At 62.7% G+C, this 26,685-nt stretch carries 20 protein-coding genes; 1 reads left to right on the plus strand and 19 read right to left on the minus strand.

The genetic code is table 11. The annotated features are described in order from the left end of the window. Nucleotides 1-232: 232 nt before the first annotated feature. The 3 genes from WKV53_RS00080 to WKV53_RS00090 all read right to left on the minus strand — a co-directional run bounded on the left by WKV53_RS00080 (nucleotide 233) and on the right by WKV53_RS00090 (nucleotide 6,011). Nucleotides 233-1,606, minus strand: a complete 1,374-nt coding sequence (locus WKV53_RS00080) for an efflux transporter outer membrane subunit (protein WP_341402198.1) — start codon at nucleotides 1,604-1,606, stop codon at nucleotides 233-235. Then, nucleotides 1,599-4,760, minus strand: coding sequence for an efflux RND transporter permease subunit (locus WKV53_RS00085; protein WP_341402199.1), 3,162 nt, complete (start codon nucleotides 4,758-4,760; stop codon nucleotides 1,599-1,601). The genes WKV53_RS00080 and WKV53_RS00085 overlap by 8 nt, the downstream gene beginning before the upstream one ends. A 69-nt stretch (nucleotides 4,761-4,829) precedes the next feature. Next, the gene (locus WKV53_RS00090) at nucleotides 4,830-6,011 is read right to left on the minus strand and encodes an efflux RND transporter periplasmic adaptor subunit (RefSeq protein ID WP_341402200.1); all 1,182 of its coding nucleotides are present in this window, start codon (nucleotides 6,009-6,011) and stop codon (nucleotides 4,830-4,832) included. Nucleotides 6,012-6,131: 120 nt separating this feature from the next. Here WKV53_RS00090 and WKV53_RS00095 point away from each other — a divergent pair, with 120 nt between their 5' ends. After that, entirely contained in the window at nucleotides 6,132-7,049 is a 918-nt protein-coding gene (locus tag WKV53_RS00095) for a LysR family transcriptional regulator (protein WP_341402201.1), read from the plus strand. Nucleotides 7,050-7,122: 73 nt separating this feature from the next. On the opposite strand, the gene WKV53_RS00100 is transcribed toward WKV53_RS00095, so the two are convergent. The 16 genes from WKV53_RS00100 to WKV53_RS00175 form a co-directional block, all read right to left on the minus strand. Continuing rightward, entirely contained in the window at nucleotides 7,123-8,823 is a 1,701-nt protein-coding gene (locus WKV53_RS00100) for a dynamin family protein (protein ID WP_341402202.1), read from the minus strand. Between the two features lie 15 nt (nucleotides 8,824-8,838). Beyond that, nucleotides 8,839-9,771, minus strand: coding sequence for a polysaccharide deacetylase family protein (locus tag WKV53_RS00105; RefSeq protein ID WP_341402203.1), 933 nt, complete (start codon nucleotides 9,769-9,771; stop codon nucleotides 8,839-8,841). An 83-nt stretch (nucleotides 9,772-9,854) separates the two neighbouring features. Continuing rightward, the gene (gene mtnP, locus WKV53_RS00110) at nucleotides 9,855-10,715 is read right to left on the minus strand and encodes an S-methyl-5'-thioadenosine phosphorylase (RefSeq protein WP_341402204.1); all 861 of its coding nucleotides are present in this window, start codon (nucleotides 10,713-10,715) and stop codon (nucleotides 9,855-9,857) included. A 45-nt stretch (nucleotides 10,716-10,760) separates the two neighbouring features. Further along, nucleotides 10,761-12,275 carry a uroporphyrinogen-III C-methyltransferase gene (gene cobA / locus WKV53_RS00115; protein ID WP_341402205.1) on the minus strand — a complete coding sequence of 505 codons (1,515 nt, stop codon included), beginning with the start codon at nucleotides 12,273-12,275 and terminating at the stop codon, nucleotides 10,761-10,763. Beyond that, nucleotides 12,272-13,207: a hydroxymethylbilane synthase gene (hemC, locus tag WKV53_RS00120; RefSeq protein ID WP_341402207.1), complete on the minus strand. Its 936-nt coding sequence runs from the start codon at nucleotides 13,205-13,207 to the stop codon at nucleotides 12,272-12,274. The genes cobA and hemC overlap by 4 nt, the downstream gene beginning before the upstream one ends. Further along, on the minus strand, nucleotides 13,204-14,208 hold the full coding sequence (hemA, locus tag WKV53_RS00125) for a glutamyl-tRNA reductase (RefSeq protein WP_341402208.1): 1,005 nt from the start codon (nucleotides 14,206-14,208) through the stop codon (nucleotides 13,204-13,206). Before hemA ends, hemC begins: the two co-directional genes overlap by 4 nt. Beyond that, nucleotides 14,208-14,972, minus strand: coding sequence for a cytochrome c biogenesis protein CcsA (ccsA, locus tag WKV53_RS00130; protein ID WP_341402209.1), 765 nt, complete (start codon nucleotides 14,970-14,972; stop codon nucleotides 14,208-14,210). The genes hemA and ccsA overlap by 1 nt, the downstream gene beginning before the upstream one ends. Before the next feature lie 73 nt (nucleotides 14,973-15,045). Beyond that, nucleotides 15,046-16,782: an allophanate hydrolase gene (gene atzF, locus WKV53_RS00135; RefSeq protein ID WP_341402210.1), complete on the minus strand. Its 1,737-nt coding sequence runs from the start codon at nucleotides 16,780-16,782 to the stop codon at nucleotides 15,046-15,048. A 12-nt stretch (nucleotides 16,783-16,794) separates the two neighbouring features. After that, entirely contained in the window at nucleotides 16,795-20,361 is a 3,567-nt protein-coding gene (gene uca, locus WKV53_RS00140; protein WP_341402211.1) for an urea carboxylase, read from the minus strand. A gap of 34 nt (nucleotides 20,362-20,395) precedes the next feature. Next, entirely contained in the window at nucleotides 20,396-21,025 is a 630-nt protein-coding gene (locus WKV53_RS00145) for an urea amidolyase associated protein UAAP2 (RefSeq protein WP_341402212.1), read from the minus strand. 5 nt (nucleotides 21,026-21,030) lie between these two features. Next, entirely contained in the window at nucleotides 21,031-21,747 is a 717-nt protein-coding gene (locus tag WKV53_RS00150; protein WP_341402213.1) for an urea amidolyase associated protein UAAP1, read from the minus strand. A 13-nt stretch (nucleotides 21,748-21,760) separates the two neighbouring features. After that, complete coding sequence (locus WKV53_RS00155; protein ID WP_341402214.1) at nucleotides 21,761-22,216, minus strand: CopG family ribbon-helix-helix protein; 456 nt, start codon at nucleotides 22,214-22,216, stop codon at nucleotides 21,761-21,763. Nucleotides 22,217-22,290: 74 nt separating this feature from the next. Next, the gene (locus WKV53_RS00160; protein WP_341402216.1) at nucleotides 22,291-23,169 is read right to left on the minus strand and encodes an ABC transporter ATP-binding protein; all 879 of its coding nucleotides are present in this window, start codon (nucleotides 23,167-23,169) and stop codon (nucleotides 22,291-22,293) included. Further along, nucleotides 23,166-24,539, minus strand: coding sequence for an ABC transporter permease (locus WKV53_RS00165; RefSeq protein WP_341402218.1), 1,374 nt, complete (start codon nucleotides 24,537-24,539; stop codon nucleotides 23,166-23,168). The genes WKV53_RS00160 and WKV53_RS00165 overlap by 4 nt, the downstream gene beginning before the upstream one ends. Nucleotides 24,540-24,590: 51 nt before the next feature. Continuing rightward, a complete protein-coding gene (locus WKV53_RS00170; RefSeq protein WP_341402219.1) occupies nucleotides 24,591-25,562 on the minus strand; it encodes an ABC transporter substrate-binding protein in 972 nt (323 codons plus the stop codon). Nucleotides 25,563-25,734: 172 nt separating this feature from the next. Further along, a complete protein-coding gene (locus tag WKV53_RS00175; RefSeq protein WP_341402220.1) occupies nucleotides 25,735-26,514 on the minus strand; it encodes a TorF family putative porin in 780 nt (259 codons plus the stop codon). Between the last annotated feature and the right edge of the window lie 171 nt (nucleotides 26,515-26,685).

Genomic DNA, 26,685 nt, shown 5'->3' on the forward strand with positions numbered 1-26,685 from the left:
CCTGCAATCCCAGCTGCGATCCATATTGCCGCCCCCCTCCAACAGAAGGGCGCAGCCTTTCAACTACGCCCCGCCGATCCCTAAAACGAAATGAGGCGACCGGGAGGATCCGCAGTCTTGGCCCCGGAGGCAGCGGCTCAACCCTCCCAGAAAGAGCCGTCGCACTGCACGGAGCCACCGACTGCGGATCGTCGCGACCGCCTCGGGTTCGTGTTAGATTGAATTGTTGGATTTACCAGCCGCCGCCGAGAGCCTTGTAGAGGCCCACCGCGTTCACCACGCGGGCCAGGCGGAGCTGGATGAGAGCACGTTGCGAGTCGAAGAGATCTTGCTGCGCTGTCAGAACTTCGAAGTAACTGTCGACGCCTTGTTTGTAACGGGCATCGGCGAGGTCGAACCGCTTCTGTTGGGCGCTGACCAGACCCTCGAAGGCCTCGATCTGGCCATTCAGACCGGTGCGGGCGGCGAGACCGTCGGCCACTTCGCGGAAGGCATTCTGAATCGACTTCTCGTAGGTGGCCACCTGGATCTGCTTGCGCACCTCTGCAACGTCGAGCGTGGACTTGTTATAGCCCCCGTCGAAAATCGGCACGCTGAGTTGTGGCGCGAACGACCAGGCCGAACTGCCGTGTTGGAACAGGTCCCCCAGGCTCTCGCTCGCCGTGCCACGACTGCCCGTCAGGGTGATCCGCGGGAAGAAAGCGGCGCGGGCTGCACCGATGTTCGCATTCGCGGCGCGGAGCTGGTGCTCGGCCTCCCGAATGTCCGGCCGGCGGATCAGCAGTTGGGACGAAACTCCGGCGCGAACGTCGGCAACCAGTCCGCCCTCCAGACCTCGGCCCTTGGGCAGATTCGAGGGAACCCCCGTGCCGATGAGAAACGCGATCGCATTGTTCGCCTCGGCCCGGCGCTGTTGGAAAGCCGCCAGATTCGCCTTCGCGGTCTGCACCTGCACGTCCACCGAGCGCAGGTCGAGCTCGGACACATCGCCCGCGTCGAACCGCATCTTGGTCAGATTGTAGGTTTCACTCACCGCGTCCAAGGTGCGCTGGGACAGCTCCATCTGCTCGACCGCCGAAAGCTCCGTGAAGTAGGCGCTGGCAATCTGTGACACGAGCGCGATCTGGGCGCCGACCCGCGCGGCATCGCTCGCGAAATAATTCTGCAGCGCCGCATGGTTCAGGCTGCGCACCCGGCCGAACAGGTCGAGCTCGTAGGCCGTGACACCCACCGAGACCTCATAGGACTCGGAATTGACCGCCGAGCCGCTCTGGGAAAGCGTCCTCGGAGTGCGGCTCCGGGAGCCACCCGCCGCGACGTCCACCGTCGGGAAGAGCTGGCTCCGCGAGATCCCGTACTGGGCGCGGGCCTGCTCCACATTCAGCGTGGCCACCCGCAGGTCGCGGTTGTTCTCCAGGCCGATCGAAATCAGGCGCTTGAGCCGCGCATCGGTGAAGAACTTTTGCCACGCGATGTCAGCGGACACACCTCCCCCGCTGTTGCCAGGGTAGTTTTCCGAAACGGGCGAGTTAATGGTTTCCAGCGCCGGCTCCATGTTGCACGAGGCGAGGAAAACGGGCAGGGCGAGAAGTAGCGGCTTACGCATGGGAGAGTTCTCCGGGTTGAGATTCAGATGACGAATTGGATTCCGGATTTGTCGCGGGGGCCTTCTTTTTTGTTAGACGGCGAATGACCATATAAAAGACAGGAACGAGGAAGACCGCAAGGATTGTGCCCGAGATCATGCCCCCCGCCACGCCGGTGCCAATCGCATTTTGGCTGGCGGAGCCGGCTCCGGTGCTGATCACCAGCGGCACGACGCCCAGAACGAAGGCCATCGATGTCATCAAAATCGGACGCAGGCGGAGTTTCACCGCCTCCAGGATCGACTCCCTCAGCCCCCTGCCCTCCTTTTCGAGATCGAGCGCGAATTCGATGATCAGGATCGCGTTCTTGGTCGAGAGACCCACCGTCGTGAGCAGGCCCACCTTGAAATACACGTCATTCGGCAGGTCGCGGAAGAACACCGCCGCGAGCGCCCCGAGGATGCCGAGCGGCACCACCATGATAACTGCCACCGGGATCGACCAGCTCTCGTAGAGCGCCGCCAGACAGAGGAAAACGATCGCCAGCGACACCGCGTAGAGCGCCGGCGCCTGGTTGCCGGAAATCTTTTCCTCCAGCGACTGGCCGCTCCACGCGTAGCCGATGCCGGGCGGCAGCTGCTTCGCCAGCTTCTCCATCTCATCCATCGCCTGCCCCGAGCTCATGCCCGGCTTGGCCGCCCCCACGATGTTCACCGCGGGCAGCCCGTCATAGCGCTGGAGCTGCGGCGAGCCGAAGGCCCACCGGGTCGAGGTGAAGGCGGACATCGGCACCATCTTGCCCTGGTTGTTCCGCACATGGACGTTTCCGAGATCATCAGGCGTCATGCGGAACTTCGCATCGAGCTGGGTGATCACGCGCTGCACGCGGGTGCCATTGACGAAATTGTTCACATACGCCGACCCGAAGGCCGTCTGCATGATCGTATTGATATCGGCCAGCGAGATGCCGAGCGCACTCGCCTTGTCCTGGTCGATGTCGATCTTCATCTGCGCGGTGTCGTTCAGACCCTGAGGACGCACACCGGCTAGCACCGGACTCTGCGCCGCCATCCCGAGCATCTGGTTGCGCGCCGCCATCAGCGCGTCGTGACCCACGCCACCGACATCTTGCAGCCAGAAGTCGAATCCGGATGAGGTGCCGAGCTCAGGAATCGCCGGCGGATTCAGCGGGAAGACCATCGCGTCCTTGATCCCGCCGAGCGCCATGATGCCCCGCTTGATCACCGCTTGGACGTTGTGCTCCTTGCCCTCACGCTCCTCCCACGGCTTGAGCCGGAGGAAGGCCAGGCCGGAGTTCTGCGCCTTACCCGTGAAGCTGAAGCCGGAGACGGTGAAGTAGTGTTCGATCTCAGGCTGCTTGGAGAAGAAATCCTCTGCCTTCAGCAGAGCCTCGCTCGTCCGTGTATCGGTCGCGCCGTCAGGCAGTGCGATCAGGGCCAGGAAGTAGCCTTGGTCTTCTTCCGGAAGGAAGGACGATGGCATCTTCTTGTAGAGGAAACCCACCAGCACCACCACCGCGGCGAGCGCGATCAGCCCGGTCCAAGCCTGCTTCAAGAAACCACCAATGATCTTCTGGTAACGATTCGTCGTCGCATCGAAGGCCCGGTTGAACCAGCCGAAGAAACCGCGCTTCGCATGGTGATGACCGGCATCCACCTGCTTCAGCAGCGTGCCGCACAGCGCTGGCGTCAGCGACATCGCGAGGAAGACGGAGAACAGCATGCACGACACCATCGACATCGTGAACTGGCGATAAATCGTGCCCACCGATCCACCGAAGAAAGCCATCGGAATGAACACCGCGGTGAGCACCACCGTGATCCCGATCAGCGCGCCGGTGATCTGGTCCATCGCCTTGCGGGTGGCCTCCTTCGCGGGAAGCCCCTCCTCGCTCATGATGCGCTCCACGTTCTCCACCACCACGATCGCATCGTCCACCAGGATGCCGATCGCCAACACCATGCCGAACATCGTCAGCACGTTGATCGAGAACCCGAAGGCGGCCATCAGCGCACACGTTCCCATCAATGCCACCGGCACCACCAGCGTCGGGATCAGCGTGGCCCGGAAGTTCTGCAGGAACAGATACATCACCAGGAACACCAGCGCGATCGCCTCCACCAGCGTCTTGATCACCTCCTCCACGGAGATCTTCACGAAGGTGGACGTGTCGAGCGGGAAGGTCACCTTCACCCCCGGCGGGAAGAACTGTTGCAAGCGCTCCACCTCGGCACGCACCGCATTCGCGGTATCGAGCGCGTTGCCAGTCGGCGCGAGCTTCACCGCCGCGGCCGATGCCGCACTACCGTCAATGCGCGCCTTGATCGAGTAGTCCTGGCCGCCCATCTCCACGCGGGCCACATCGCGCAGGTAGACACGCGAGCCATCGGTGTTCACGCGCAGCACGATGTTCTCGAACTGCTCCGCCTCGCGCAGGCTCGCGCGTCCTTGGAGAATGATATTGAGCTGCTGGCCTTCCACTGCAGGCAAGGCACCCAGCTGACCAACCGGCACCTGCGCATTCTGCGCCCGGATGGCTTCGTTCACGTCCGCGGGAGTCAGGTTGTAGCTGACCATCTTGTCCGGATCGAGCCACACGCGCATCGCGTACTGCGTGCCGAATTGGATCACCTCACCCACCCCATCCACGCGGCGCAGCGGGTCGAGCACATTGGTCGAAAGATAGTTCCCCAGCGCCACCGCATCCATGCTGCCGTCCTCGGAGGACAGACAGATGAACATCATGAAGTTCCGCGTCGCCTTCGCCACCACCACACCCTGCTGCTGCACGGTCTGTGGCAGGCTCGGCGTCGCCAGCTGCACCTTGTTCTGCACCTGCACCTGCGCCACGTCCGCATTGGTGCCTGGCTCGAAGTAGAGCGTGATCGTCGCCGTCCCGTTCGCGTCGCTCGCGGACGACATGTAGAGCAGGTTGTCGATACCGTTCAGCTGCTGCTCGATGACCGAGGTCACCGTGTCGGTCAGCGTTTCAGCAGAAGCACCCGCATAGTTCGCGGTGATCGAGATCGATGGCGGCGCCACCTGCGGATACTGCGCCACCGGCAGCTTCGTGATCGAGATTGCCCCGATCAGCACGATGAGAATGGACACGACCCACGCGAAAACGGGGCGGTCAATGAAGAAGCGGGCCATGAGAGGAAAGTGTGAGGGATCCGTCGAATCCTTCGGATACGACCAATCGGTCTAATGTGGGAGGAAAGCTCAGCCTTCCTTCTTGTTAGGAGCCTTTGCCGTGGACTGGCTGGCCTCCGCCTTGGGGGCGAAGGGCTCCGGGACCACCGGCGCACCGGGACGAGCCTTGAGAAGACCTTCGATGATGACTTTCTCCCCGGCCTTTAGGCCCGAAGTCACCACCCACTTGTCACCGACGGCATTGTCGGTCTGGATCAGTCGTGCCTGGGCGACGTTGTTGTCGTCCACCACCATCACGCTGCCCATGCCACCTTGCTGGCGGGTCACGGCGCGCTGCGGCACGGTCACCACGTTCTCACGAATCGCCTGCACCACCCGGCCACGAGCGAACATCCCGGGCAACAGCAGCTTGTCAGGATTCGGGAACTCGGCGCGCAAGCTCACCATACCGGTCGACTCATCCACCGCGGCTTCCGAGAAGAGGATCTTGCCCGGCAGCGGATACTCACTGCCATCTTCCAGGATCAGAGTCGCCTTCGCCTTCTCGGGATTCACCTTGGAAATCTCGCCGCTGCTCATCGCGCGGCGCAGTGCGATCAAGTCGGCACTGGATTGCGTGAAGTCGAAGTAGATCGGATCGAGCTGTTGGATCACCGCCAGGCGCGTCGCCTCATCCTTGCCGACCAGTGCCCCCTCGGTCACCTGCGCCTTCCCCACCCGCCCGGAAATCGGCGCGGTCACGGTGGCGTAGCCAAGATCGAGCTCGGCGGTTTTCAGCGCGGCAGTCGCAGCCTTCCCTTCCGCGGTCGCCACCTTCACGGCGGACTCCGCATCGTCGAACTGCTGCTTGCTCACCGCGTTCGAATTCACCAGCGACTTGTAGCGGGCGAGTTGGCTTTCGGCCTGTGAGAGATTTGCTTCCGAACGCGCAAGCGCTGCCGCGGCATTCTCCTTCGCCGCCACCAGCGGCGCCGGGTCGATCTTGAAGAGCACGTCGCCCGCCTTCACATCCACGCCTTCCTCGAAGGTCTTCTCCAGCAGGATGCCGGGAACCCGCGCACGCACCTCCGCCACGCGCACCGCATCGATGCGGCCCGGCAGCTCACGCGTGATACTCACGGTCTCGGTCGCCGCGGGCAGGAAAGTCACCGCCGCCGGCGGCATCTGGGCAGGGCCCGCTGCCGCCTGCTTCTTCTCGCACGAGGGCAGAAACAGCAGCGAAGTCAGCGGAAGGAAAAGGACAGGGCGCATGGGACGGAAGGGTTGCTGAAACGTCCGTTTGAGACGTGCGCTTACTAAACACGGGATTTCCCGCCGCGGAATGACTTTGAAGTTTCCAAGCTGGTAACTCAAGGTTACCAGTCCGCCGGGATGGAGCTGCGACACCTCAGATATTTCGTGGCGGTGGCGGACGCCTTGAACTTCCGCCGGGCCGCCGAACGCCTGAATGTCACGCGCCCGGCCCTCAGTAAGCAGGTCAAGGATCTCGAAGAAGAAACCGGCCTGCGCCTTCTGGAACGCGACACCGTCAGCGTCTCACTCACCGATGCCGGCTCCGTCTTCCTCGCCGAAGCCCGCGCGATTCTTGCCGATGTCGAACGCGCCGTCGACCTCGCCCGCGAGGCCCAGGACGGCCGCCGCGGCGAACTCCGCATCGGCAGCGTGGGCCAAATGGCCTCAAGTTTCCTCCCCGGAGCCCTCAAGGCCTTCGGAGCCGAGTTCCCCCGCGTCGACGTGTCATTCGTGGAAATGACCCCCATCGAGCAACTCTCCGCTCTGGAAACCGGGGAGATCCACCTCGGCTTCGCCTATGGCCGCGATGCCGAGCAAGTCCCCGGCCTCTCCAGCCTGCCTCTCGTCCGCTCGAACTTCGGCGTCTCCGTCTCCCAGCTCCACCCCTTCGCAGAACGGAAGCGCATCTCACTCGATGAGCTCGGCAAGCAAACCCTGCTCTGCGTCGGCGCCGAAGCCGCCTCGAATCACCGCCGCGACATCCTCCGCATCTTCGATGAAGAAGGCATCTCTGCCGGCTCCATGCGACAGATCTCCGGCTTCGATGCCCTGCTCAACATGATCGCCGCCGACCAAGGCGTATCCCTGCTCCCCGAAGTCCTCGACCTGCGGAACAGCCACGCCATCGTCACCCTGCCGCTCACCGTCGAGCACGCCAACCTCGACTTCACCCTCTGGGCCGTCTGGCGCACCGAACGCACCTCCCTCCTCGTGCGAAACTTCGTCCGTCTGTTAGAACAGAATCGCCCCATGGTCGCCAAGAAGCGCGCTTCTTAAACTGGGAGCGCGGAATTCATTCCGCCCGAGTGGTCCCTACCCGCACGCCACATCCTGCGCGCTCAATCGACCCTCACAAATCCAGCTCAATCGACTTCAGCGCGATGTACAGCGAGTTCGCCCGCTCCATCCGCGGCTGCAGCGCCGTCTTCTCCGCCGCAAGCTGCCGCCGGACCTCGATCAAGCTCAGCGAGTGATCCCGGAACAAGAACCGGATCGCCTCGCCATGATCTGCCTTGAGCCCTTCGGCAAACGTCGCGGCCCCCGCCAGCAAGCGCTCGCGATACCCCGCCGCAACCCGCATCCGAGTGATCCAGGCCATCACCACCGCGAACCCGAAAGTTCCCACCGCAGCAACTAACAGGATCAGCGCCAGATGCTGCTGTCCCAGCGTGCCACAGACACCCGCCGCAAGCGACACACACAGCCCGATCCCAACCAAACCCTTCAGCAGCGAATTCCTCCGCCGCAGCTGCGGGTCCAAGACCCCGCGCAAACGCAGCCCCGTCAGCGCCCGCGGCACCGCCTTCTCCAAGCGCGCCACAAACTTCGCGATCACACCCTCCCTCGCCTCTCCCGCCACCGCACACGCACCGGGTTCGAAACCCATCCGCTCCACCACCCGCGGCCGTACCGTTTCCCAATGCGCGGAACAAGCGTCCACCAATCTCCCCGCATCGTCCCTCCCGAAACCAATCGCCGTCTCCTGCATCCGCGCCGCAAACGAAGACTCGATCTCCGCCGCCGAAGCATCACCGGTAAACAAGCGCGAAAGCGTCCGCCACCAGCTCAGCCGCTTCTTCAAGAGCCGCACCACCGCATCCACCTCGGCACGATACCGCTCCATCACCTCGGCCAAGGCATTCGGAGCTTCCTCCAGCGCCGCATCCCGCTGCTCATCCATCTCGCGCTCGATGCCGGACAGGAACCACGAATCGTCGTCCATCCCGCGCCGCTGCGTGTCGAGCTTGTGATCCATTCGCCGGATCGTCCGCGCCGCGTGGTGCCACGCATCATGCAGCACCTGCCTGCGATCATACGACTCGCAGATCCGCTCGGAAATGAAGTGCTCCAGATCGGAAAGCCGGCTCGCCGCCCACTGCTTCGGATCAGGCGACTCCGACTGCTTCACTTCCAATCCCACGCGCGCCGCCACCGGGAAGATCGGCAACACCACTCCCGCACGCTTCATCGAGAGGTCACGCATGTGCCCCAGGATGATCGGGATGTCCTGGTTCTGCTTCAGGTCAATCCGTTGCACCACCAGCGCCGTGCGCGACAGCGCCTCGGGCGAAAGCTTCGACACCGCATCCCAGGTCGCCGCCGTCCACGGATTCTCCGCCGTGAAAACAACCAGGACCAGATCCGCATGCTCCAGGAAGGGCTCCGCGATCTCACGATGACCCTCGTACTTCGCATTGGTGCCCGGCGTGTCGAGCAGGTCGAAGTTCCTCAGGTAGTCGAGCGAACGCCGGCACTCGTAAAGCAGTGGCTGCACCTCATGATCCGCATCCTCACCATGACGATAGAGCCGCACCTCCGAAGTGAGGGGCAATGAACTGGCAGGACAAAGCTCCTCACCGACCAGCGCATTCAGCAGCGATGACTTGCCCGCATTGATCTCACCGATCGCCGCGATCAGGACCGGCTGCGTGAGCACCGGCTGCGGGTGATCAGGCTCGGCTTCGAGCGCGACTTCATTCGTAAGGTCGCCCACCCAGCCTAACAGCTCCGATAGGCGGTCCCGAACCGCAAAGTAGCGCTCGCCCGGCATCGTTGGAGCCCGCGTTTACTGGCCAGCCACTTGGCCCGGAGCCGTAGCCATGGCAAGCAACTGCGAGACAGTCACGAACTTGAATCCCTTGCTCAGCAGGCCATCGAGCGTCGCAGGCATCGCATCCACCGTGCCGCCGTGAAGGTCATGGGAAAGCACGATCGCTCCCGGCGTGGTGCCGGCGAGGATTCGCGAGGTCACCACCGACGGTCCGGGGCGCTTCCAGTCAAGCGGGTCCACCGACCACAGGATGGTCGGGTAGTTCAGCTCGGCATGGATCCACTCGCGCTGGCGCTGCAGCAGCGCACCATACGGCGGGCGCATCGTGCGTGGCTGGATGCCGGCGGCACGGGCCACCGCATCGCGGCACTTGGTCAGTTCCTCGCGCACCGCGGAATCGCTCATCTTGCTGAGAATCGGGTGGGTGAAGCTGTGATTGCCGATCTCATGGCCTTCCGAAACGGTGCGGCGCAGCACGTTCGGATACAGGTCCACGTTGCGGCCGATCACGTAGAAGGTCGCCTTGATGTTCCGCTCGCGCAGCATGTCCAGCAGCCGCGGCGTGTTGTTCGGGTGCGGGCCATCGTCGAAGGTCATCGCGATGTACGGCTGCGTGACCGCCACGCGCGAAAAAGTGATGCCGGAGCTCGCCCCGGTCGCTGGCAAGTTGTTGTCCGGATTCCGAGGCACCGGGCCACGCGTGCTCGGGGTGCGGAAGTTCTTGTTCGGCTCCGTGCGGGTCGGGGCCGCGGCCGGATCCACTCCGGCGGTCGCCGCCTGGGGCTCATCCTGCTTGGCCGAGGAAATCATCGAGCAGCTGCTTCCCAGCGCCGTGCCCAGAACCATGAACCCGCGGCGGGAAAGTCTCGGCAGCCCTTCTTCCGACGCAGCGGCTTGGGAGGAAGCGGTGAGGATCTTGTAGCCGAGCGATTCGATGGGATTTCTCATGGATGGCGACGGGAAACGAGGGAGGTTCGGCCCAGAATATCGCCGCGAAATCCGATGTCACGCCTGCATTTCCAACAACTTGATCACAAGAACCGCTGAAGCATCGGGCGTAATGCCTCCATCTTCGCCACCGGCCACAATTGCCTCGGCGTCATGATCGCGCCGTCCAGCGAACGGTGCTCAGGCCACTCCGCCTCCGCCGGGATTTCCGGGATCGCGCGGGCAATGATTCGCTTCGCCGCGGACACGTTCGCGTGCAGGTGACCCATCACCGCCTCGGCCGTCACCGGCTCCTCCTCCACCTTCCAGCAATCGTAGTCCGTGATCATCGCCAGCGTCGCCAGCGCGATCTCCGCCTCCCGCGCCAGCTTGGCCTCCGGGAGATTCGTCATCCCGATCACATCGAACCCGAGCTTCCGGTTCGTCTCGCTCTCCGCCCGCGTCGAAAACGCCGGCCCATCCATGTTCACATAGGTCCCGCCGTCGTGGACCGTCGCCCCGATTGCGGTCGCCGCCTTTCTCAAGATCCCACGCAGCCCGCCACTGATCGGATCCGCAAACGAAACATGCCCCACAATCCCACCACCGAAAAACGTATGCAGCTCCCGCCGGCTCGTCCGGTCGAAATACTGGTCCGGCAACACGATGTCCCGCGGATGGTATTCGTCCTTCAAGCTCCCCACCGCCGTCACACAGATCAAATGCCGCACCCCCACCGACCGCAGCGCCCACAGGTTCGCCCGGTGATTGATCTCCGTCGGCAACAAGCGGTGCCCTCGCCCATGCCGCGGCAAGAACCAAACCTCACGCCCGGCTAGCATCCCACCCACCAGCGCATCCGACGGCTCACCGAACGGCGTCGCGATCACCCGCTCCTCCGCCTTCTCGAACCCGTCGATTTCATAAAGCCCGCTACCCCCGATGATCCCGATCGCCGTTGCCATGGCGCGGGTCTAACGATTGGGGCAGCGGACGTCGAGACGGATGAGTCAAGCCTTCGCCCATTTGCGGATCGCCGCAGTGAGCCCGGGAATATCACTCGGCTTCGCCTCGAACGCCGGCTCGATGCCATGCTTCTTCAGCGCCTCCGTCGTCACCGGACCGATGCTCCCGGCCGCACAACCCTCCGGCCACGCCAGCCCCAGCTTGAAGAAATTGTCGACCGTCGACGCCGAAGTGAACGTGATCAGATCAGCACCATCTTCCTTCAGCCGCGCCGCAGCGCCCGTCGGATCTTCCGTCTCAGGCACGGTCTTGTAGGCCACGCATTCATCCACGATCGCACCGAGCGCGGTGAGTCCCTCGAACACCACATCGCGGGCATCAGAACCACGGACCCACAACAGCGTCAGATTCTCGACCGAGTCGCCATTCACGAAAGCCTCGACCAAACCCTCGGCAACGAAATCTTTCTCCGGCATCAAATCGACGGCCAAGCGATACTCGCGAACCTTCTGCGCCGTTCCCGGCCCGATCACCGCAATCCGCGGATTGCCCAAACTACGAGCATCCTCGTACGTCGCGTAGAAGGCGTCGAAGAATCGCTCCACCCCATTCGGACTGGTGAAGATCAGCCAGTCGTATTCATGCGCATGGGTCACCATCTCGGCGAACTCGCGCTTATCATCCGGCGGCTCGATCCGAATGGTCGGCAACTCGATTACATCGGCACCAAGCGCACCCAGTTCACGGCTCAAGCCACCCGCCTGCTCCCGCGTGCGGGTCACCACGATGCGCTTGCCAAACAGCGGGCGCCTCTCGAACCAATTGATCTTCTCGCGCTCCTTCACCACCCCACCGATGACCGCCACCGCCGGCGAACCGAAGTTCTCCTTCTCCGCCGTATCCGCGATATCGGCCAGCGTGCCGGTGATCGTCTTCTGAGCACCCGTGGTCGCCCAGCGGGTCAGCGCAATCGGCGTCGAGGCATCAGCCCCCCCAGCGACAAACGCGCTGGCAATCTCACGCAAGCGCGACACACCCATCACGAACACCTTCGTGCCCGGCGTCTTCGCAAGGTGGGCATAGTCAATCGAACTCTCGCCCTTGGTCGGATCCTCGTGACCCGTGAAAATCGTCAGCTGCGAGCAGTGATCGCGGTGCGTCACCGGAATCCCCGCATAAGTCGGCCCACCAATCGTCGAGCTGATGCCCGGCACGATCTCAAAACTCACCCCGGCAGCAGCCAACTCCGCAGCCTCTTCACCACCACGACCGAAGATCATCGGATCGCCGCCCTTGAGGCGCACCACCTTCTTGCCCTCCTTCGTCTTCTCGACAATGAGAGCATTGATCTCCTCCTGCGAAAGCGTGTGATCCTTCGCGCGCTTGCCCACATGGATCTTCTCGCAGTCCTTCTTCGCCCAGCGCAGGATCTCCGGACTACTAAGGGCATCGTAGACGAGCACATCCGCCATCTCCACGCACTCCTTCGCACGAAGGGTGACGAGGCCTAGGTCGCCGGGACCGGCGCCAACGAGGTAACAAATGCCGGAAGTGCTCATGCTAGGGAGTCGTAAAGTTCGCGGGCGACCTTCAGCGGATCGCCACCGGAAGCCTTGGCGACACGAGGCGTGCCGCCTTCATCAGGAAAAACGCGCGCGTCCATCGTCAGGACGTCATATTCAAGCGAGGTGAAAACGCCGACCGGCGTGCTGCAGCCACCTTCCAGAAGCCGGAGGAATTCGCGCTCGGCGCGGACCCGCGTGAAGGTCACTACATCCACGATCCCGGCTACCAGTGCCGCCGCGGCCTTGTCGCCCTTGCGGATCTCGAAGCCGATCGCCCCCTGCCCTGCCGCCGGATAGAACACATCCTCCGCCAATGGCGCGAAGTGAACCTCGGTGCCGAAAACCACCGATGGCCGCGACATGCGATGACCCAGCCGGACCAAGCCAGCCTCGGCCAAAAGGATCGCATCATAAGCACCCTCGGCCACCTTGCGCAGCCGTGTCGGCACGTTGCCACGCAGATCGATGACCTTCAGATCCGGCCGCAGCCACTGGAGTTGTCGCGCACGCCGCACCGCACTCGTGCCCACCACCGCGCCCGCAGGCAAAATGTCGAGCCCACCCGGCTGACGCGAAACCAGCACATCCCGGATCGGCGCGCGCGAAAGCACGCCCGCGATTTCAAATTCATCGCTCACCACCGTCGGCACATCCTTCAACGAATGCACCGCGATATCGATCTCACCGGCACGCAAGGCCTCCTCAAGCTCCTTCGTGAAGATCCCTTTGTCGGTCCCCTCCACCTTCGCGACCTGGGCCAGCGCCACATCCGTGCGACGATCTCCAGTGGTGCGAATGACTTGCCGCGTGATCCGCAGATCAGGAAATGCCAGCGATAGCGCACGCTCGGTCGCAGCGGCCTGCACCAGCGCGAGATCGCTCCCGCGGGTGCCAATGACAGTCTTCTGGAATACTTCTTCGCTCACGTGCCAGGCAGGTTCAGCTTTCTGAGTTCTTCGTCGATGATCCGGTCGCATTCGGCGATCTGCTTCTCACGCCGGACGCGGGCCTCATCGGCCAATTGTTCAAGCGTGTCGATGTCGTAGAGATAGACCTCCTCGATGTCGCCGCAGGCCGGATCAATGTCGCGGGGCACCGCGATGTCGATCAGGAACAGCGGCCGGAATTTCCTCACGCGCCGCACCGACTCGATGTGATGCGGCAGCACCACCGGATGCGGCGCGCTGGTCGAGGAAATCACCACGTCCACCCCTGCCAGCACCGCCTGCCATTCATCAAACTTCACCGCCCGCCCGCCCATCTCGGCGGCGAGCTGCTCCGCCTTGTCGAAGGACCGGTTGGTTACAAAAACGCTACTCGCCCCACGTGACACCAGCGCCTGCGCCGTCTGGCGGCTCATGTCGCCCGCGCCGATTACGATGACGCGGCAGCCGGCCAGCTTGCCAAAAATCTTCTCCGCCAGTTCCACCGCAGCTCCCGCCACGGAAGTCGCCCCCTCTTGGATCCGCGTATCCGTTCGGACCTTTTTTCCGACCGAGAAGGCGCGCTGGAAGAGCTTGTTCAGCGTCCCCGAGGTCGCGCCCGATTCGAGCGCCTGACGATACGCCTCCTTCGCCTGACCGAAGATCTCCGTTTCGCCCAACACCATCGAATCAAGCCCGCTCACCACCCGGCACAGATGCCGCGCCGCGGAAATACGATGATGCTCGTACCAATGCGGGTCCGAATCCGCACCATGCGATTGCGCCAGCTTCCGGCGCAGCTCCGCCGCAGCCTGCTCCGCCTTCTCTCCGGCCAGATAAAACTCAGTCCGGTTGCACGTCGAAAGCACCACGCTTTCCGCAAGACCCTGGAGGCCTAACAGATCCTTCGCCGAGTCCCCCAGCTTGCTCGCGGACACTGCGAAGCGCTCGCGAACCTCGACGGGCGCGGTGCGGTGATTCAGACCGACGCAGACGAGTTCCATCAGACGAGCGCAAATACTGATAGGGACACAACGAAGAGCGCCACCGCGACCGTGGCCGTCCGGCGACCGGTCAATCCCCTCACCTGCCGGATCGCAAGCAAGACCGCATAGCCAATCCACACCGCCGTGGCGGTCAGCAGGTGGGCCGTGCCGCCACTCCGCGGCATCATGAACCCGGCCACGACGCCAATGCTCAGCAGCACCACGCCGATCCACAGCAGCCGGATCATGCACTTCAACAACTCCCGCACCGGCGGCAGGTTCCGGAACAGGCCCGACTGCAGGTGCTGATCCTTGAGCTGCTTGTCCAGCACCAGAAACATCACCCCCGCCACCGCAGCCAGCGCCAGCGCTCCATAGGAAAGCACCGACATCGCCGCATGCGTCTCGCGCCAGGCATCCGCCCGCGGCATCCGCTCCGCATGAGCGGCCAGCACCCCGGGCAATAAAGCCACCGCCTGAAACACCACCACCACCGGCGCGGTGAACACCCCGAGCAGCGAAAGCCGGTAGGTCGGCCCCACCGCCAGATAAAAAAGAGTCAGCGACCACGCGAGGAACGTCAGGATCTCCCCGATCCCCACCAGCGGGCACGCCCCCCGCGCCTCACCCCGGATCGACAGGAATCCCAACTGCGCCAAGAACGCCAGGCACATCCACAAGACCGTCCACCGGCTGCGGGTCCCCTTGTGAACCGTCCACATGCCCGTCACCCCGCCCACGGCTGCGAGGGCGGTCGCGGCGATCAGAAACCAGCGGTCCACCCCCCTCCCTTGCCGCCCCATCGCCCCGCGCGCAAGGCCGGATTGCGGCCCTACCGCATCGCGGGGACCGCTTTCAGGGGGACTTGCTCGCCAGCCACGCCTTCCAGCCGCCGAAGCCGGTGATCTCCTCCGCCCCGTCCGCCGCCCGCGGTTCGGCAATGAACCCCGGCAGATCCTCGCCGTTTTCCATCAGGACCTTACCGATCCCCAGCGGCCCGGGGATCTTCGAGACGAAATCTCCAAACGCCGCGGGCGAAAGATCCCAGACCTCCACCTCGATCGCCGCCCCTCCCTCCTCGACCCGGATCAAGGCCGGACGCGGCGGAATGGTGCCCACCGCCGGCATCGCATACATCCGGTAGACCGGGGCCGTCTTCGTCCGGGACCGCAGCGTGGCCCCGCGCTCGGCGAGCTGCCAATGCAGCGGCAGGCCTTCCAGGTGAGCACCACAGACCACGACCGGAATCACGTGACGCTGTACTTTCGGAAAGTCGGAGAATGTCTCGCCGCCAAACCGGGCAGCCAGCTTCAAAAGCTCGCCGTCCCATCCCGCCGGAGCGGCAAAGGTCACACCCCATCTCGCCCGCCCTTCCCTCGCCTTCCCGGCGGGCACCGCGATCGCGCTCAGGTCGAGCAGGTTCATGAAGTTCGTATATTTCCCGAGCGTCGCATTGGTCTGGAACGGCTCGTCCAGCACCTCGGCCACCGTATAAATCCTCGGCGTCGTCGGCAGCAGCAGCACCTCGATGTCCTTCCACACGTTCCCCGCGATCCGCGCCAACTCCGCCAGACGATACTGGGCCCGGAAAGTCGCCGCAGCATCCCAGTCTTTGGACGCATCCAGAATCTTGCGCGTCACCGGGAAAACCTCACCCGGATTCTCTTCCACGAAGCCACCCACGGCGGCCCACCGCTCGGCCACCCACGGTCCCTCGTAGAGCAGCTTCGCCGCATCCACGAAAGGCTTGAGGTCGATCCCCACCGGCTCACCGCCGATCGCCTTCATTCGCTCGATCGCCGCGGCAAACAAGCCCGGCGTGTCGGCATCTCCCGCGAAGTCCGTCTCCAGCGGCACCCCGAAACGAAAGGTCCTGCCGACCGCTCCCGTCGCTTTGATCTCACGCGAAAACGGATCGCCTTCATCAAAGCCCGAAACCACCCCAGCCACGAGGGATACATCCTCCACGGTGTTCGTGAAAACGGAGACACAATCGAGTGACCGGCACGCCGGAACCACCCCGCGGGTGCTCAGCAGCCCCTTCGTCGGCTTCCATCCGATCAACTCTTGGAAAGCCGCCGGCACGCGCCCTGAGCCCGCGGTGTCCGTGCCTAACGAAAAACAACACAACCCCGCCGCCACGGAAGACGCGCTCCCCGAACTCGATCCACCCGGAAGAAACTCCGCATCGATCGCATTCCGCGGAGCGCCATAAGGCGAACGCGTTCCAACAAGCCCCGTCGCAAACTGGTCGAGGTTGGCCTTCCCAATCGGAATCGCCCCGGCAGCCCGCAAGCGGTTCACCACCTCTGCATCCGCAGCCGGCACATAGGAGAAAGCCGGACACGCCGCCGTCGTCGGCATCCCCTCGACATCGATATTGTCCTTCACCACAAACGGAACACCCCATAACGGCAGATCACCAGGCATCGCCTCCACCTGCCCCGCGATCTCCAGCAGCTCCTCTTTCTCCGGCAAGTGAATGAACAGCGCCGGGTCATCCCAAGCCGCGATCTTCTCCCACAGCTCTTCAATCAGCTCCGTCGGCTTCAGCCCCTCCGCATAGCGCTTCTTCAGCTCGGTGATCTTCATGGGAATGTCCTGTTAGCCTTTCGCCCGCACCACCACCAGCGATTGCCCCGCCCGGACGCTCGCCCCCTCCGCCACCAGCACTTCCACCACCTCCAGATGCTCGTCGGCATCCAGCGGGACCTCCATTTTCATCGCTTCCAGAATCATGGCCGTAGCGGAGACATCTAGCAGATCCCCTGCCTGAACGTGAATCTTCCACACGCTTCCTGTCACCGGGCTATCCAGCGTGGAGCAGCCATCGGGAATCGTGACCTCGCTCACCTCCACGGTTTCCTCCGCCGGGCTGTCCATCGAAAGCCCCGCCTCCTCCCACCGCCGCCGCTCCGCTTCGAAGGAAGCCCGCTGCGTCGTGCGGAAATCTTCGATCTCATCAGCATTGGCTTCAAGGAATGCCTCGTAGTCGGCAAAGCGAAACACAGTCTCCTCAATCTCCAGCTTGTGCCGGCCCCGCGGAACTTCCTCACGCAAGCGCAGAAGCTCCTCCGCACTCACCGGATAAAAACGCAGTTGATCGAAGAAACGCAGCAGCCACGGATCCTGGAAATCCTCCGTCTTCCGCCACCGGTTCCACACCGGGATCGTGCGACCGGTGAACTGATAACCGCCCGGCCCTTCCATCCCATAGATGCACAAGTAAGCACCACCGATCCCCACCGCATTCTCCGGTGTCCACGTCCGCGCCGGATTGTATTTCGTGGTCACCAGTCGGTGCCGTGGATCCAGCGGCGTCGCCACCGGCGCGCCCAGATACACATCACCGAGCCCCATCACGAGATACGAGGCATCGAAGAAAATCCGGTAAACATCATCGATCGACTCCAGCCCATTGATCCGGCGGATGAATTCCAGGTTGCTCGGGCACCACGGAGCATCCGGTCGCACGCTCTGCATGTAGCGCTGGATCGCCTCGCGCGTGCTCGGATCATCCCAGCTGATTGGCAAATGAACCACGCGCGCAGGAACCTCAATCTGCTCCAAAGGCGGCAGGGAAACGATCCCTTCGCGAATCCTCGCCCACAACGCATCACGGGAAATCACACTCGCGTCGAAATGCACCTGCAACGAACGAATGCCCGGCGTAAGATCAATGATACCACCGATCCCCTGCTCCTTCAGCCACTCATAGACCACGTGCACCTTGAAGCGCAGCTTGAGGTCCAGATGATGCGGCCCAAACTCGATGAGAATGTAGCGATCCCCCGCGCGCCTCGCCACAACCGCATCATCCCCTTCACCAAAGCTCTCCAAAATCGGAGACGGCAGATGCTCCAAGGCCGATGGTGTCGGCAGTTCCGAAGCATCCCCCGAAAGAAACGCCTCCACCATCTCCGACTGCTCCGCCGCCCATGGCTCATCCACCGGGATAAACCGAACCTTATCGCCGGGCCTCAGCTGACCGAGCTTCCACAGCTCCGCATCAATCACCACCACCGGACAAACAAAGCCACCGAGACTCGGCCCATCGGGCCCCAGAATCACCGGCATGTCCCCCGTGAAATCGACTGCGCCAATGGCATACGCATTGTCGTGCAGATTCGAAGGATGAAGACCCGCTTCCCCACCATCCTTCCGCGCCCACTTCGGCTTCGGCCCGATCAAGCGAACCCCCGTGCGAGCCGAATTGTAGTGAACCTCCCAAGCCGTCGCGAAGAACGTCTCGATATCCTCATCCAGGAAAAAGTCCGGCGCCCCATGCGGTCCATAAAGCACCGCGATCGTCCAATCATGCGTTAAGGAAGGAGGACACTCCTGTCCTCCTCTAACAACGCCAGCCGCGTTCCCAATCCCCAACACATCCCCCGGCAACAACGCCCGCCCGAACGGCCCACCAAATTTCCCCAGCGTGAACGTCGAAGCACTCCCAAGATAGTCCGGCGACTCAATCCCGCCACCCACGGCAAGGTAGGAGCGCATCCCCGGCCCCTCGATCCGACCAATCTTGATCGTATCCCCCGCCACCACCTCCACCGCCGCATGCATCGGCACCGGCTCACCGTTCTTTAAAACCAGCACCACCGCACCAGCGAGCGCAAGGGTCGCAGCCGCATTGAATCGCAATGTCGGCCCCGCCATCGTGATCTCCAATCCCGGCGCACCATCCGGATTCCCCACAAGCCGGTTCGCCAACCGGAACGACAGCGAATCAAACGGCCCGCAAGGCGGCACACCCACCTCCCACAATCCCGTGCGTCCCGGCCAATCTTGTACGGTGGTCATCGTACCCGCCGACACCACATCGAACGTTTTCGGCCGATAGTCAAAGCGCGCCATGTCCCGCATCGCTACCCCACCCGCCAGGAATGGCTCCCATCGCGAGACCTGACGCAGGTAACGCAGATTCGTCTCAAAGCCCGAGATCCGCGTCTCATCAAGCGCCTTGGAAAGCAGCGCCGCCGCATCCGCACGATCCTTGCCGTGGACCATCACCTTGCTCAGCAGTGGATCATAAAACGGACTCACCTCGGTCCCCGCCTGGATCCAACCATCGCAACGCGCCCACTCGGGAAACGTCGCCTCGGTCAGCAAACCCGAACTCGGACGAAAGTTGTGATTCGGATCTTCCGCATACACCCGCGCCTGGATGGCGTGACCCTGCGGCGCCGGAGCACTCGCTGGCATCGTCCACTCCGGATCAAGCGCCAGGCGGATCATCCATTCCACAAGGTCGATCCCGGTCACGAGTTCCGTCACCCCGTGCTCCACCTGCAGGCGCGTATTCACCTCCAGGAAAAAGAAGTCCCCGCGATCCGCATCATAGATAAACTCGACCGTGCCAGCAGAGCGATAGCTCACGCTCTCCCCCAGCTTTACCGCCGCAGCATGAAGCTCCTCGCGAACCTTGTCCGAGAGATCCGGCGCTGGCGTTTCCTCGAAGACCTTCTGGTTCCGCCGCTGCACCGAGCAATCCCGCTCACCCAGCGCCAGCACTCTCCCCAGCCCGTCACCAAAGATCTGCACCTCCACGTGCCGCCCACGTTCGATGAAGCGCTCAATGAACACCCCACCCGAACCAAAGCTGCGCTCGCTCAAACGCACCACACTCTCGAACTCCTTGGCCAACTCCTCCGCATCGCGACAGACCTTCATCCCGATGCCACCACCACCCGCCGTGCTCTTCAGCATCACCGGATAGCCAATCTCCCCAGCCGCCGCGACAGCCGCCTCTGCAGAAGCCAGCAGATCCGTCCCCGGCACCAATGGCACCCCTGCCTCACCCGCCAGCCGGCGAGCCTCATGCTTCAAACCAAACGCAATGATCTGCTTCGGCGTCGGCCCTAGCCACTTCACTCCGGCCTCTTCGCACATCCGCGCGAAGTCCGTGTTCTCACTCAACAACCCATAGCCAGGAAAAACCGCCGCGGCCCCGCTTTGCTTCGCAACCGCAATCAGCGAGTCCTTCAGCAAATAGCTCTCCGACACCGGTCCCGGCCCAAGCCGATGCGCCTCATCCGCAAGATCCACATGCGGCGCACCCGCATCCGGATCCGAATAAACAGCGATCGCCCGATGACCGAGCCTGTGAATCGTACGGATCGCACGTGCAGCGATCTCGCCACGGTTAGCGATGAGAATGTTCATGGAAAAACTGGAAGCCTTGAGGTGGTTCTCTCGATCAGAAGATGAGTACTTCGACCGGCGTGGGATTCCACCCGTTGCAAGGATTGTTGAGCTGCGGACAATTCGAGATCAAGCACACGACATCCATCGCCGCCTTCATCTCCACATAACGACCCGGCGCGGAGATCCCGTCCGCAAACGTCAGCCCGCCCTCCGGCGAAACCGGCACGTTCATGAAGAAGTTGATGTTGCACGCGATGTCCCGCTTCGTGAGCTCCACCTTCCACTCCTGCGCCCCCCGGATGAAAGAGTCGCGGCACGCATGCATGCACTCCTTGTCGTGCGCATAGCGCATCGTGTTGCTCTCGCGGGAACACGCACCGCCAAGCGTATCGTGCCGACCACAGGTATCGGCCGTGATCTCCAGCAAGACATTCCCCTCCGTGCTCATCAGCTTGGTACCGGTGGTCAGGTAGAGCGCCTGCTGGGCCTGGATGGTGCCATCCGCCGAGTAGCGATCGGTCGGATCAGCCGCGCTGTAGAAGAGCGTGTCCGCAGCCTGGTTGCCTTCCAGATCGAGGATCCGCAGCGTCTCGCCGCGCTTGATTTCATGGACCCACCAATCACCCGCAGGGATGACGTGGCGATAGCTGGCATTCGCCGGATCGAGGGTGCTTTCGGTCATGGCGGTTAGAAGCGAAGTGCGTGATAGGTTTCGTTGTTCTCCCAAGCCCGGAGATTCTCCGGCCGAATGGTGAGCGAAGGATCGTCCAAGGCAGGCGCATCCCCCTCCAGAATCTCCAGCTTCACCGGATGCGACCGATACTCCGGATCGGGATCAAAGGGATGCTGGCAGGTATTGAGCACCACCAGCGTGTCGATCTCGAAGCGCAGTTCCACCACCGCACCCGCCTTCGAATGCCCCGGGACAAACGACAGCTTGCCGGCTTCGTCAGCAACCACCTTGCTGAACCAATTCAGATTCGGCACCAGGTCCTTCTTCCCGAGCCCCCACTTCGCGAGCTCGATGAGAAAGCAATCCCGCGCGTTGCGATACCACTCGTTCCGCGCGTGTTGGTAGTCGTGATCGCCATACTTCGCGAGCACACCCGCGGCATTCGAGTGACCGCACACCGTATCGTGCCAGCCGACCGTGTCCTCCGTGATCGACGCCAGCAGCCGCCCCATGTCGGAGTGCAGGCAATACGGCGCGCGCAGGTAAAAGATGTGCTGCCCCTTCAGCGTGTCCGGCATGTTGTAGCGCTCATGCCGCTCCAGCGCATTGTAGAGCAGCATGCCCACGTTCGCGCCGCCTTCAATGTCCGTGAGACGCAGGCGCTTGCCGCGGGAAACGACGCCGGACCACATGCCCGCGCCAGTCAGAGTTCTTTCTAACAAGAGGCTCATGGGAACGTGAAATTCAGCGGACCCTGCGCGCATGAAGCGGCGGCAGCAGGTGAGGAGTGAGGGTGAGATGAGCGCTCTTCACGCCCTTGCAGGTGACCAGTTCGTTCGCGATGCCGCGCAAGGTCTTCGCCGGCCCCTGCATCAGCAGCACCTCCAGCACGTGGTCGTCCTCCAGCAGCACGTGCTGCGAGGAAATCACCTCGCTGAGATGGCTGCGACACACGCGCGAGAGATCCCGCAGCAGCGAGCTCTTCGATTCGTCGTAAATCAGCGTCAGCGTGCCCGCCATGATCTCGGTGCCGATCTTCCCGAGATGCTCGGCAGATTGCTGGTGGATCATTTCGGAAATCGCCTGCGAACGGCTGTCGAAACCCCGCTCGTTCACCAGTCGGTCGAGCGCTTGGAAAGTATCCTCCCCCATCGACACGGTCACCCGCCGCAAGCCATCGCTGCTGTCGTCCTTCGGCATGCCATCGGAAGATGCAGACGTCGCGCCACGTGTGAAGTTTTTTCGAAAATTTCATACTTTAGAAAACCACACGGTCACACCACATCAGGATCAGGCGCGCTGAATTTCAGCACCGGGAAGTTCTCCTTCGCTTCAGTCCCCGGCGGATGGATCAGGTGCTCGATGTGCTTGCGCGTCGCAAGGAAGGCAGGATCAGCGATCTGATCGAACGACCGCGGACGCGGCACCGGCACCTCGGTCACCTCACGGACGCGCCCGGGATTCGCATCCAGCACCAGGATCCGGTCCGACAGGAACACCGCCTCGTCCAGATCGTGCGTGATGAAGACAATCGTGATGTCCACGTTCTTCCAGATCTCTAACAAATACGACTGCATGTTGCAGCGCGTCTGCGCATCGAGCGCCCCGAACGGCTCATCCATGAACAGCACCCGCGGCTGATTGGCCAGCGCCCTGGCGATGGCCACACGCTGCTTCATCCCGCCGGAAAGCTGGTGCGGATACGCGTTCTCGAACTTCGTCAGCCCAACGAGCTCGATCCACTCCCGCGCCTCGCTCTCCGCCGCAAACGCCGAGCGCCCCGCCATCATCGGGCCGAACATCACATTCCGCTTCACCGTCAACCACGGGAACAGCGTGTAGCCCTGGAAGACCATCCCGCGATCCGAGCAAGGCCCGGACACCGGCACACCCTCGACAATGATTTCCCCTTCACTCGCCGTCTCCAGCCCCGCGAGAATCCTAACCAGCGTCGACTTCCCGCAGCCGGATGGCCCGATCACGCTCATGAACTCGCGCTTGTGAACGTCGAACGACACATCACGCAACGCGGTCACGATTCCCCGAGGCGACTCGAAGTGCTTCGTGAGCCCGCGCACACTCAGCGCGACCGGACGTTGTTTCAGCCGGTCAAAGCGAGCGGCAACGGGAGCAGCGGGTGCTGGCAGACTCATGCGGAAGGAAGGGTTTTCGAAGCAGTCCGGAGGCGAGCACCGGCAACGATGGTGCGCACCGGCCAAGTCACGGCACTCGCCACTGCGCGGGAAACAGGACCGGACCGGCCAGACCACGGGAAGAATACGCCATGGAAGAATGCGAGGATCTGATCGCTCACGAAGCCTGTAACCCCGATCAGAATGATGATCGGGAACACGCGGTCAAAGTTGCGGAAGGTTCCCTGCGTATCGAGGAAACCGGTCAGGCCGCTCTTCACCCCGATCAACTCGGCAATGACCAGCCACGTCCACGCCCACCCGAGCAGGATCCGCATGTCGTTATAGAGATTCGGCAGGATGCCGGGCAGCACCACCTTCATCACCAGTTGCCGCGGCTTCGCACCCAACGTCTGCGCAGCCTCAAGCAGCGCGGGATCTAACAGCCGCGTCGTTTTCGAAACCACGAGCACCATCTGGAAGACCGTGCCAATAAAAACCAGCGCCACCTTCGGCGCATCGTGCGCCGACAGCACCGCCACCAGCAGCGTGCTGAAAGTCGGCGCGGGCATGTAGCGGAAGAAGTCAACGAAAGGCTCGAAGAGCTTCGAGAACACATCGAACACACCACACAGGATCCCAAGCGGCACCCCGATCACACAGGACCAGAAGAAGCCGAACAGGATGATGCGCAGCGAATGCCCATAGCGATCCAGCATCGGCGGCGCATCCCCTTCCGGCCTGGCCGTGAAGTCCGTGGCCGCAGCCTTCCACACCTCATGCGGCGGAGGCAAGTAGACCGGGTTCGATGGAATGCCTTGGGGAACCAGCTTCTGCAGCGGCACCTGCGGAAGCTTCTTCGAATCGAAATCCGCCGACAGCGCCGAGAGCGCGGCCCAGTTCGCCTTGATGACGCCGATGTTCTCCTCACTGAGCACAGGATCAGTCGAGGTCTTCACCCCGGTCGCAAGATCACGCCAGAGCTGATAGATCGCAGCATCATCCTGCTCCGATCCCGCAGCGAGCCAGCCATTCCTCACTCCCACCTGCGCTAGCTGCCGCAGCAGGACCCGGTTCGCCCGCTGGGCACCGGGGACCACCTCCCCCGTCTGCGCCACCTTCAGCGCCTCCGCATTGTCCTGGTGGATGGCATCCACATAGGTCGGGAAGAATTCCTGGCTGAGCCGGTTGCCCGCCGTGAAGACCGCACTGATGCGCTCGGTGGTCGAGGCCACCTCCAGCTTCACATCCGGATGCCAGATCCACGGGACGTAGGAAACGGCGCACCACAGCGCGAGCGGCAGCACGAACGACAGCGCGGCGAGAAGAGTCCGCCGCCCCCGCGAGAGATCGCGGCGCACGACGAACCAGCCTTTGAGAAAAGACGCCATGAGCAGGAAAGTCGCCGGCCGGAAGACCCCAGCCGGCCGTGGATCACGACGTCACTTCTTGAGCGCCTTGGTGAGGGCCGGGCTCAGATACTTCTCCGGATCCTGGCTGTCCTTGTAGACCTTGTACTTCAGGTTGAAGGCATTCACGTTCTTCGTGGAGCCATAGACCGATCCCAGCCCATCGGCCTTCTCCCAACGCTTCAGCGCCTCATCGAGCGTGAGGATGTACGTCCCCTTGAAGAAGGGCTCATACTCTTCCGGCTTCAGATTGACGCGCGCGGAGAGGATCTTGAGCGCATCGTCCAGATTGTCCTCATCGCGGATGTAGGCAGCGATCTTGTACCACACCTTCACCACCTTGGCCCAGTCTTCCTTGTTCTTCTCCAGGCTCTCGGCGGAAACGTAGAGCAGATCGTAGATGATGCCCGGAGCATCGGCAGAGGTGAAGACAGGCTTCGATCCCGGCAGCGCCTTCAGCGCCTGACCCGAGTTCGGCTGCCACGCACCGATCGCATCCACCGCCTTGGAGGCGAGCACCTGCGGCGTCTCATTGGTCGGCGTGTTGACGATGGTCACATCCTCCGGCTTGAGCCCGTTTTTCTCCAAGCCGGTCAGCAGCAGGAGATGCTCCACAAAGCCCTCTTCAATCCCGACCTTCTTGCCCTTGAGATCCTTCATCGTTTTGACCCCCGGCGCCGCCACGATCATGTCGTTGCCGTTCGAGAAGTCATTGATGAGGATGCCCACCGATGGCTTGCCGGTCGCACCCGTCACGAGCGCATCGCCATTGGTCATGCACACGGCATCCACCTTGCCTGCGACGTAGGCGTCCATCGAGGGCACGTAGTCGAACCACTCGAACTTCACGTCCACGCCCTCCTCCTTGAACCAGCCCTTCTGGATCCCGATCTCCCAGGCGATCCAACCCGGCCAGTCGGAGTAGGCGATCTTCAGCGTTTCGGCATGCGCGAGGCCGGACAGGGCAAGCACGCCGGCGAGAAGCGATCGGAAGCGGGGCATCATGGTCATCACGGTGTCGGTCAGGGGTTGCTGGCATCCCGCGGTATGAAGTTACCGCGTTTTGTTCATACCGAAAAAAGCACACCCCATACCAAGACCATCACCGTGAAAACAAAAAGGGCGGCTGCGTTTCCGCAGCCGCCCGAAGTGCTTTAGGGTAGAAACCCGGATCAGCTTAGAAGCTGACGGCAAGCTTCACACCGGTGATGATGTGCTCTTGGCCACCTTCGATGGAGTTGATGTCGCCAGCGAGGTCGTTGTCGGCATCGGTGTACTTCACGTAAGGAGCCAGGGTCACGTTGTCGCGGAACTTCCAAGGAAGCTCAGCCTTGAGGAAGTAACCCTGATAGCCGTCGTGCGAGCCCACGGAGAGCGGGTTGGCCGGGACCTGATAGTTCAGGCCATCGGCGATGCCGAGACCAGCGGACAGGTTGAGGGAAACGCAATCGTTGAACTGGAACGACTTGCGGATCTCAGGCTGGAGGTACCAACCGTTGTTCGAGTCGAAGTCGTAGAAGTAGGTGGCACCGGCGGTGATACCCCAAGCGACGTCGGTGAACGCCGAGAGGTAGACTTCCTGGGTATCCGACGAACCATTGGTGTCCGGATAGGTGTAGAAGATGTAACCGAATTCGAGATCCACGGGGCCGAGCGAGGTCGCGGCGGCGGCGTAGAGGTCGAGCTCGTTGAAGTTACCGGCGATGGTCTGGGAGTCATTCACGCTGCCGTACCAGGCACCGGCCTTGAGGGACCAGTCAGCGTTCAGAGCATAGGCCACGTCGACGCCGGCTTCGACCAGGTCGCTGCCCAGGTCCACGAAACGGAAGTCGTAGTTGCTGTGGTAGCCGACGTGGACTTCACCGGTGAAGCCTTCGAGGTCTCCCGCCGAAGCGTAGCCAGCCACGAGGGTGGAGGCAGCGGCCAGGGCGCCGATAGTTTTGGTGTATTTGCGCATCTTGGTATTCGGTTGTTCGGTTGCTGCAAGCCGCGGCCGGAATGAGACCGGAGTCTCGGTTCCGTCAGGACTTAGGGCATTGAGCAGCCCGCACGCTTATGCGACCGGACGCCTGCCTATTCGGGGTTTATTTAAGAAACCCGAAAGATCATGTCCAGTGAAAAGAATGCG

The organism is Luteolibacter sp. Y139, from assembly GCF_038066715.1.
In the GTDB taxonomy this organism is placed as follows: Bacteria; Verrucomicrobiota; Verrucomicrobiia; order Verrucomicrobiales; family Akkermansiaceae; genus Haloferula; species Haloferula soli.

What these genes read in the sequence shown, in the direction of transcription:
- WKV53_RS00080 (WP_341402198.1), bottom strand. Translation starts at nt 1,606, where the DNA reads ATGCGTAAGCCGCTACTTCTCGCCCTGCCCGTTTTCCTCGCCTCGTGC.
- WKV53_RS00085 (WP_341402199.1), bottom strand. Translation starts at nt 4,760, where the DNA reads ATGGCCCGCTTCTTCATTGACCGCCCCGTTTTCGCGTGGGTCGTGTCC.
- WKV53_RS00090 (WP_341402200.1), bottom strand. Translation starts at nt 6,011, where the DNA reads ATGCGCCCTGTCCTTTTCCTTCCGCTGACTTCGCTGCTGTTTCTGCCC.
- WKV53_RS00095 (WP_341402201.1), top strand. Translation starts at nt 6,132, where the DNA reads ATGGAGCTGCGACACCTCAGATATTTCGTGGCGGTGGCGGACGCCTTG.
- WKV53_RS00100 (WP_341402202.1), bottom strand. Translation starts at nt 8,823, where the DNA reads ATGCCGGGCGAGCGCTACTTTGCGGTTCGGGACCGCCTATCGGAGCTG.
- WKV53_RS00105 (WP_341402203.1), bottom strand. Translation starts at nt 9,771, where the DNA reads ATGAGAAATCCCATCGAATCGCTCGGCTACAAGATCCTCACCGCTTCC.
- mtnP (WP_341402204.1), bottom strand. Translation starts at nt 10,715, where the DNA reads ATGGCAACGGCGATCGGGATCATCGGGGGTAGCGGGCTTTATGAAATC.
- cobA (WP_341402205.1), bottom strand. Translation starts at nt 12,275, where the DNA reads ATGAGCACTTCCGGCATTTGTTACCTCGTTGGCGCCGGTCCCGGCGAC.
- hemA (WP_341402208.1), bottom strand. Translation starts at nt 14,208, where the DNA reads ATGGAACTCGTCTGCGTCGGTCTGAATCACCGCACCGCGCCCGTCGAG.
- atzF (WP_341402210.1), bottom strand. Translation starts at nt 16,782, where the DNA reads ATGAAGATCACCGAGCTGAAGAAGCGCTATGCGGAGGGGCTGAAGCCG.
- uca (WP_341402211.1), bottom strand. Translation starts at nt 20,361, where the DNA reads ATGAACATTCTCATCGCTAACCGTGGCGAGATCGCTGCACGTGCGATC.
- WKV53_RS00145 (WP_341402212.1), bottom strand. Translation starts at nt 21,025, where the DNA reads ATGACCGAAAGCACCCTCGATCCGGCGAATGCCAGCTATCGCCACGTC.
- WKV53_RS00150 (WP_341402213.1), bottom strand. Translation starts at nt 21,747, where the DNA reads ATGAGCCTCTTGTTAGAAAGAACTCTGACTGGCGCGGGCATGTGGTCC.
- WKV53_RS00155 (WP_341402214.1), bottom strand. Translation starts at nt 22,216, where the DNA reads ATGCCGAAGGACGACAGCAGCGATGGCTTGCGGCGGGTGACCGTGTCG.
- WKV53_RS00160 (WP_341402216.1), bottom strand. Translation starts at nt 23,169, where the DNA reads ATGAGTCTGCCAGCACCCGCTGCTCCCGTTGCCGCTCGCTTTGACCGG.
- WKV53_RS00165 (WP_341402218.1), bottom strand. Translation starts at nt 24,539, where the DNA reads ATGGCGTCTTTTCTCAAAGGCTGGTTCGTCGTGCGCCGCGATCTCTCG.
- WKV53_RS00170 (WP_341402219.1), bottom strand. Translation starts at nt 25,562, where the DNA reads ATGATGCCCCGCTTCCGATCGCTTCTCGCCGGCGTGCTTGCCCTGTCC.
- WKV53_RS00175 (WP_341402220.1), bottom strand. Translation starts at nt 26,514, where the DNA reads ATGCGCAAATACACCAAAACTATCGGCGCCCTGGCCGCTGCCTCCACC.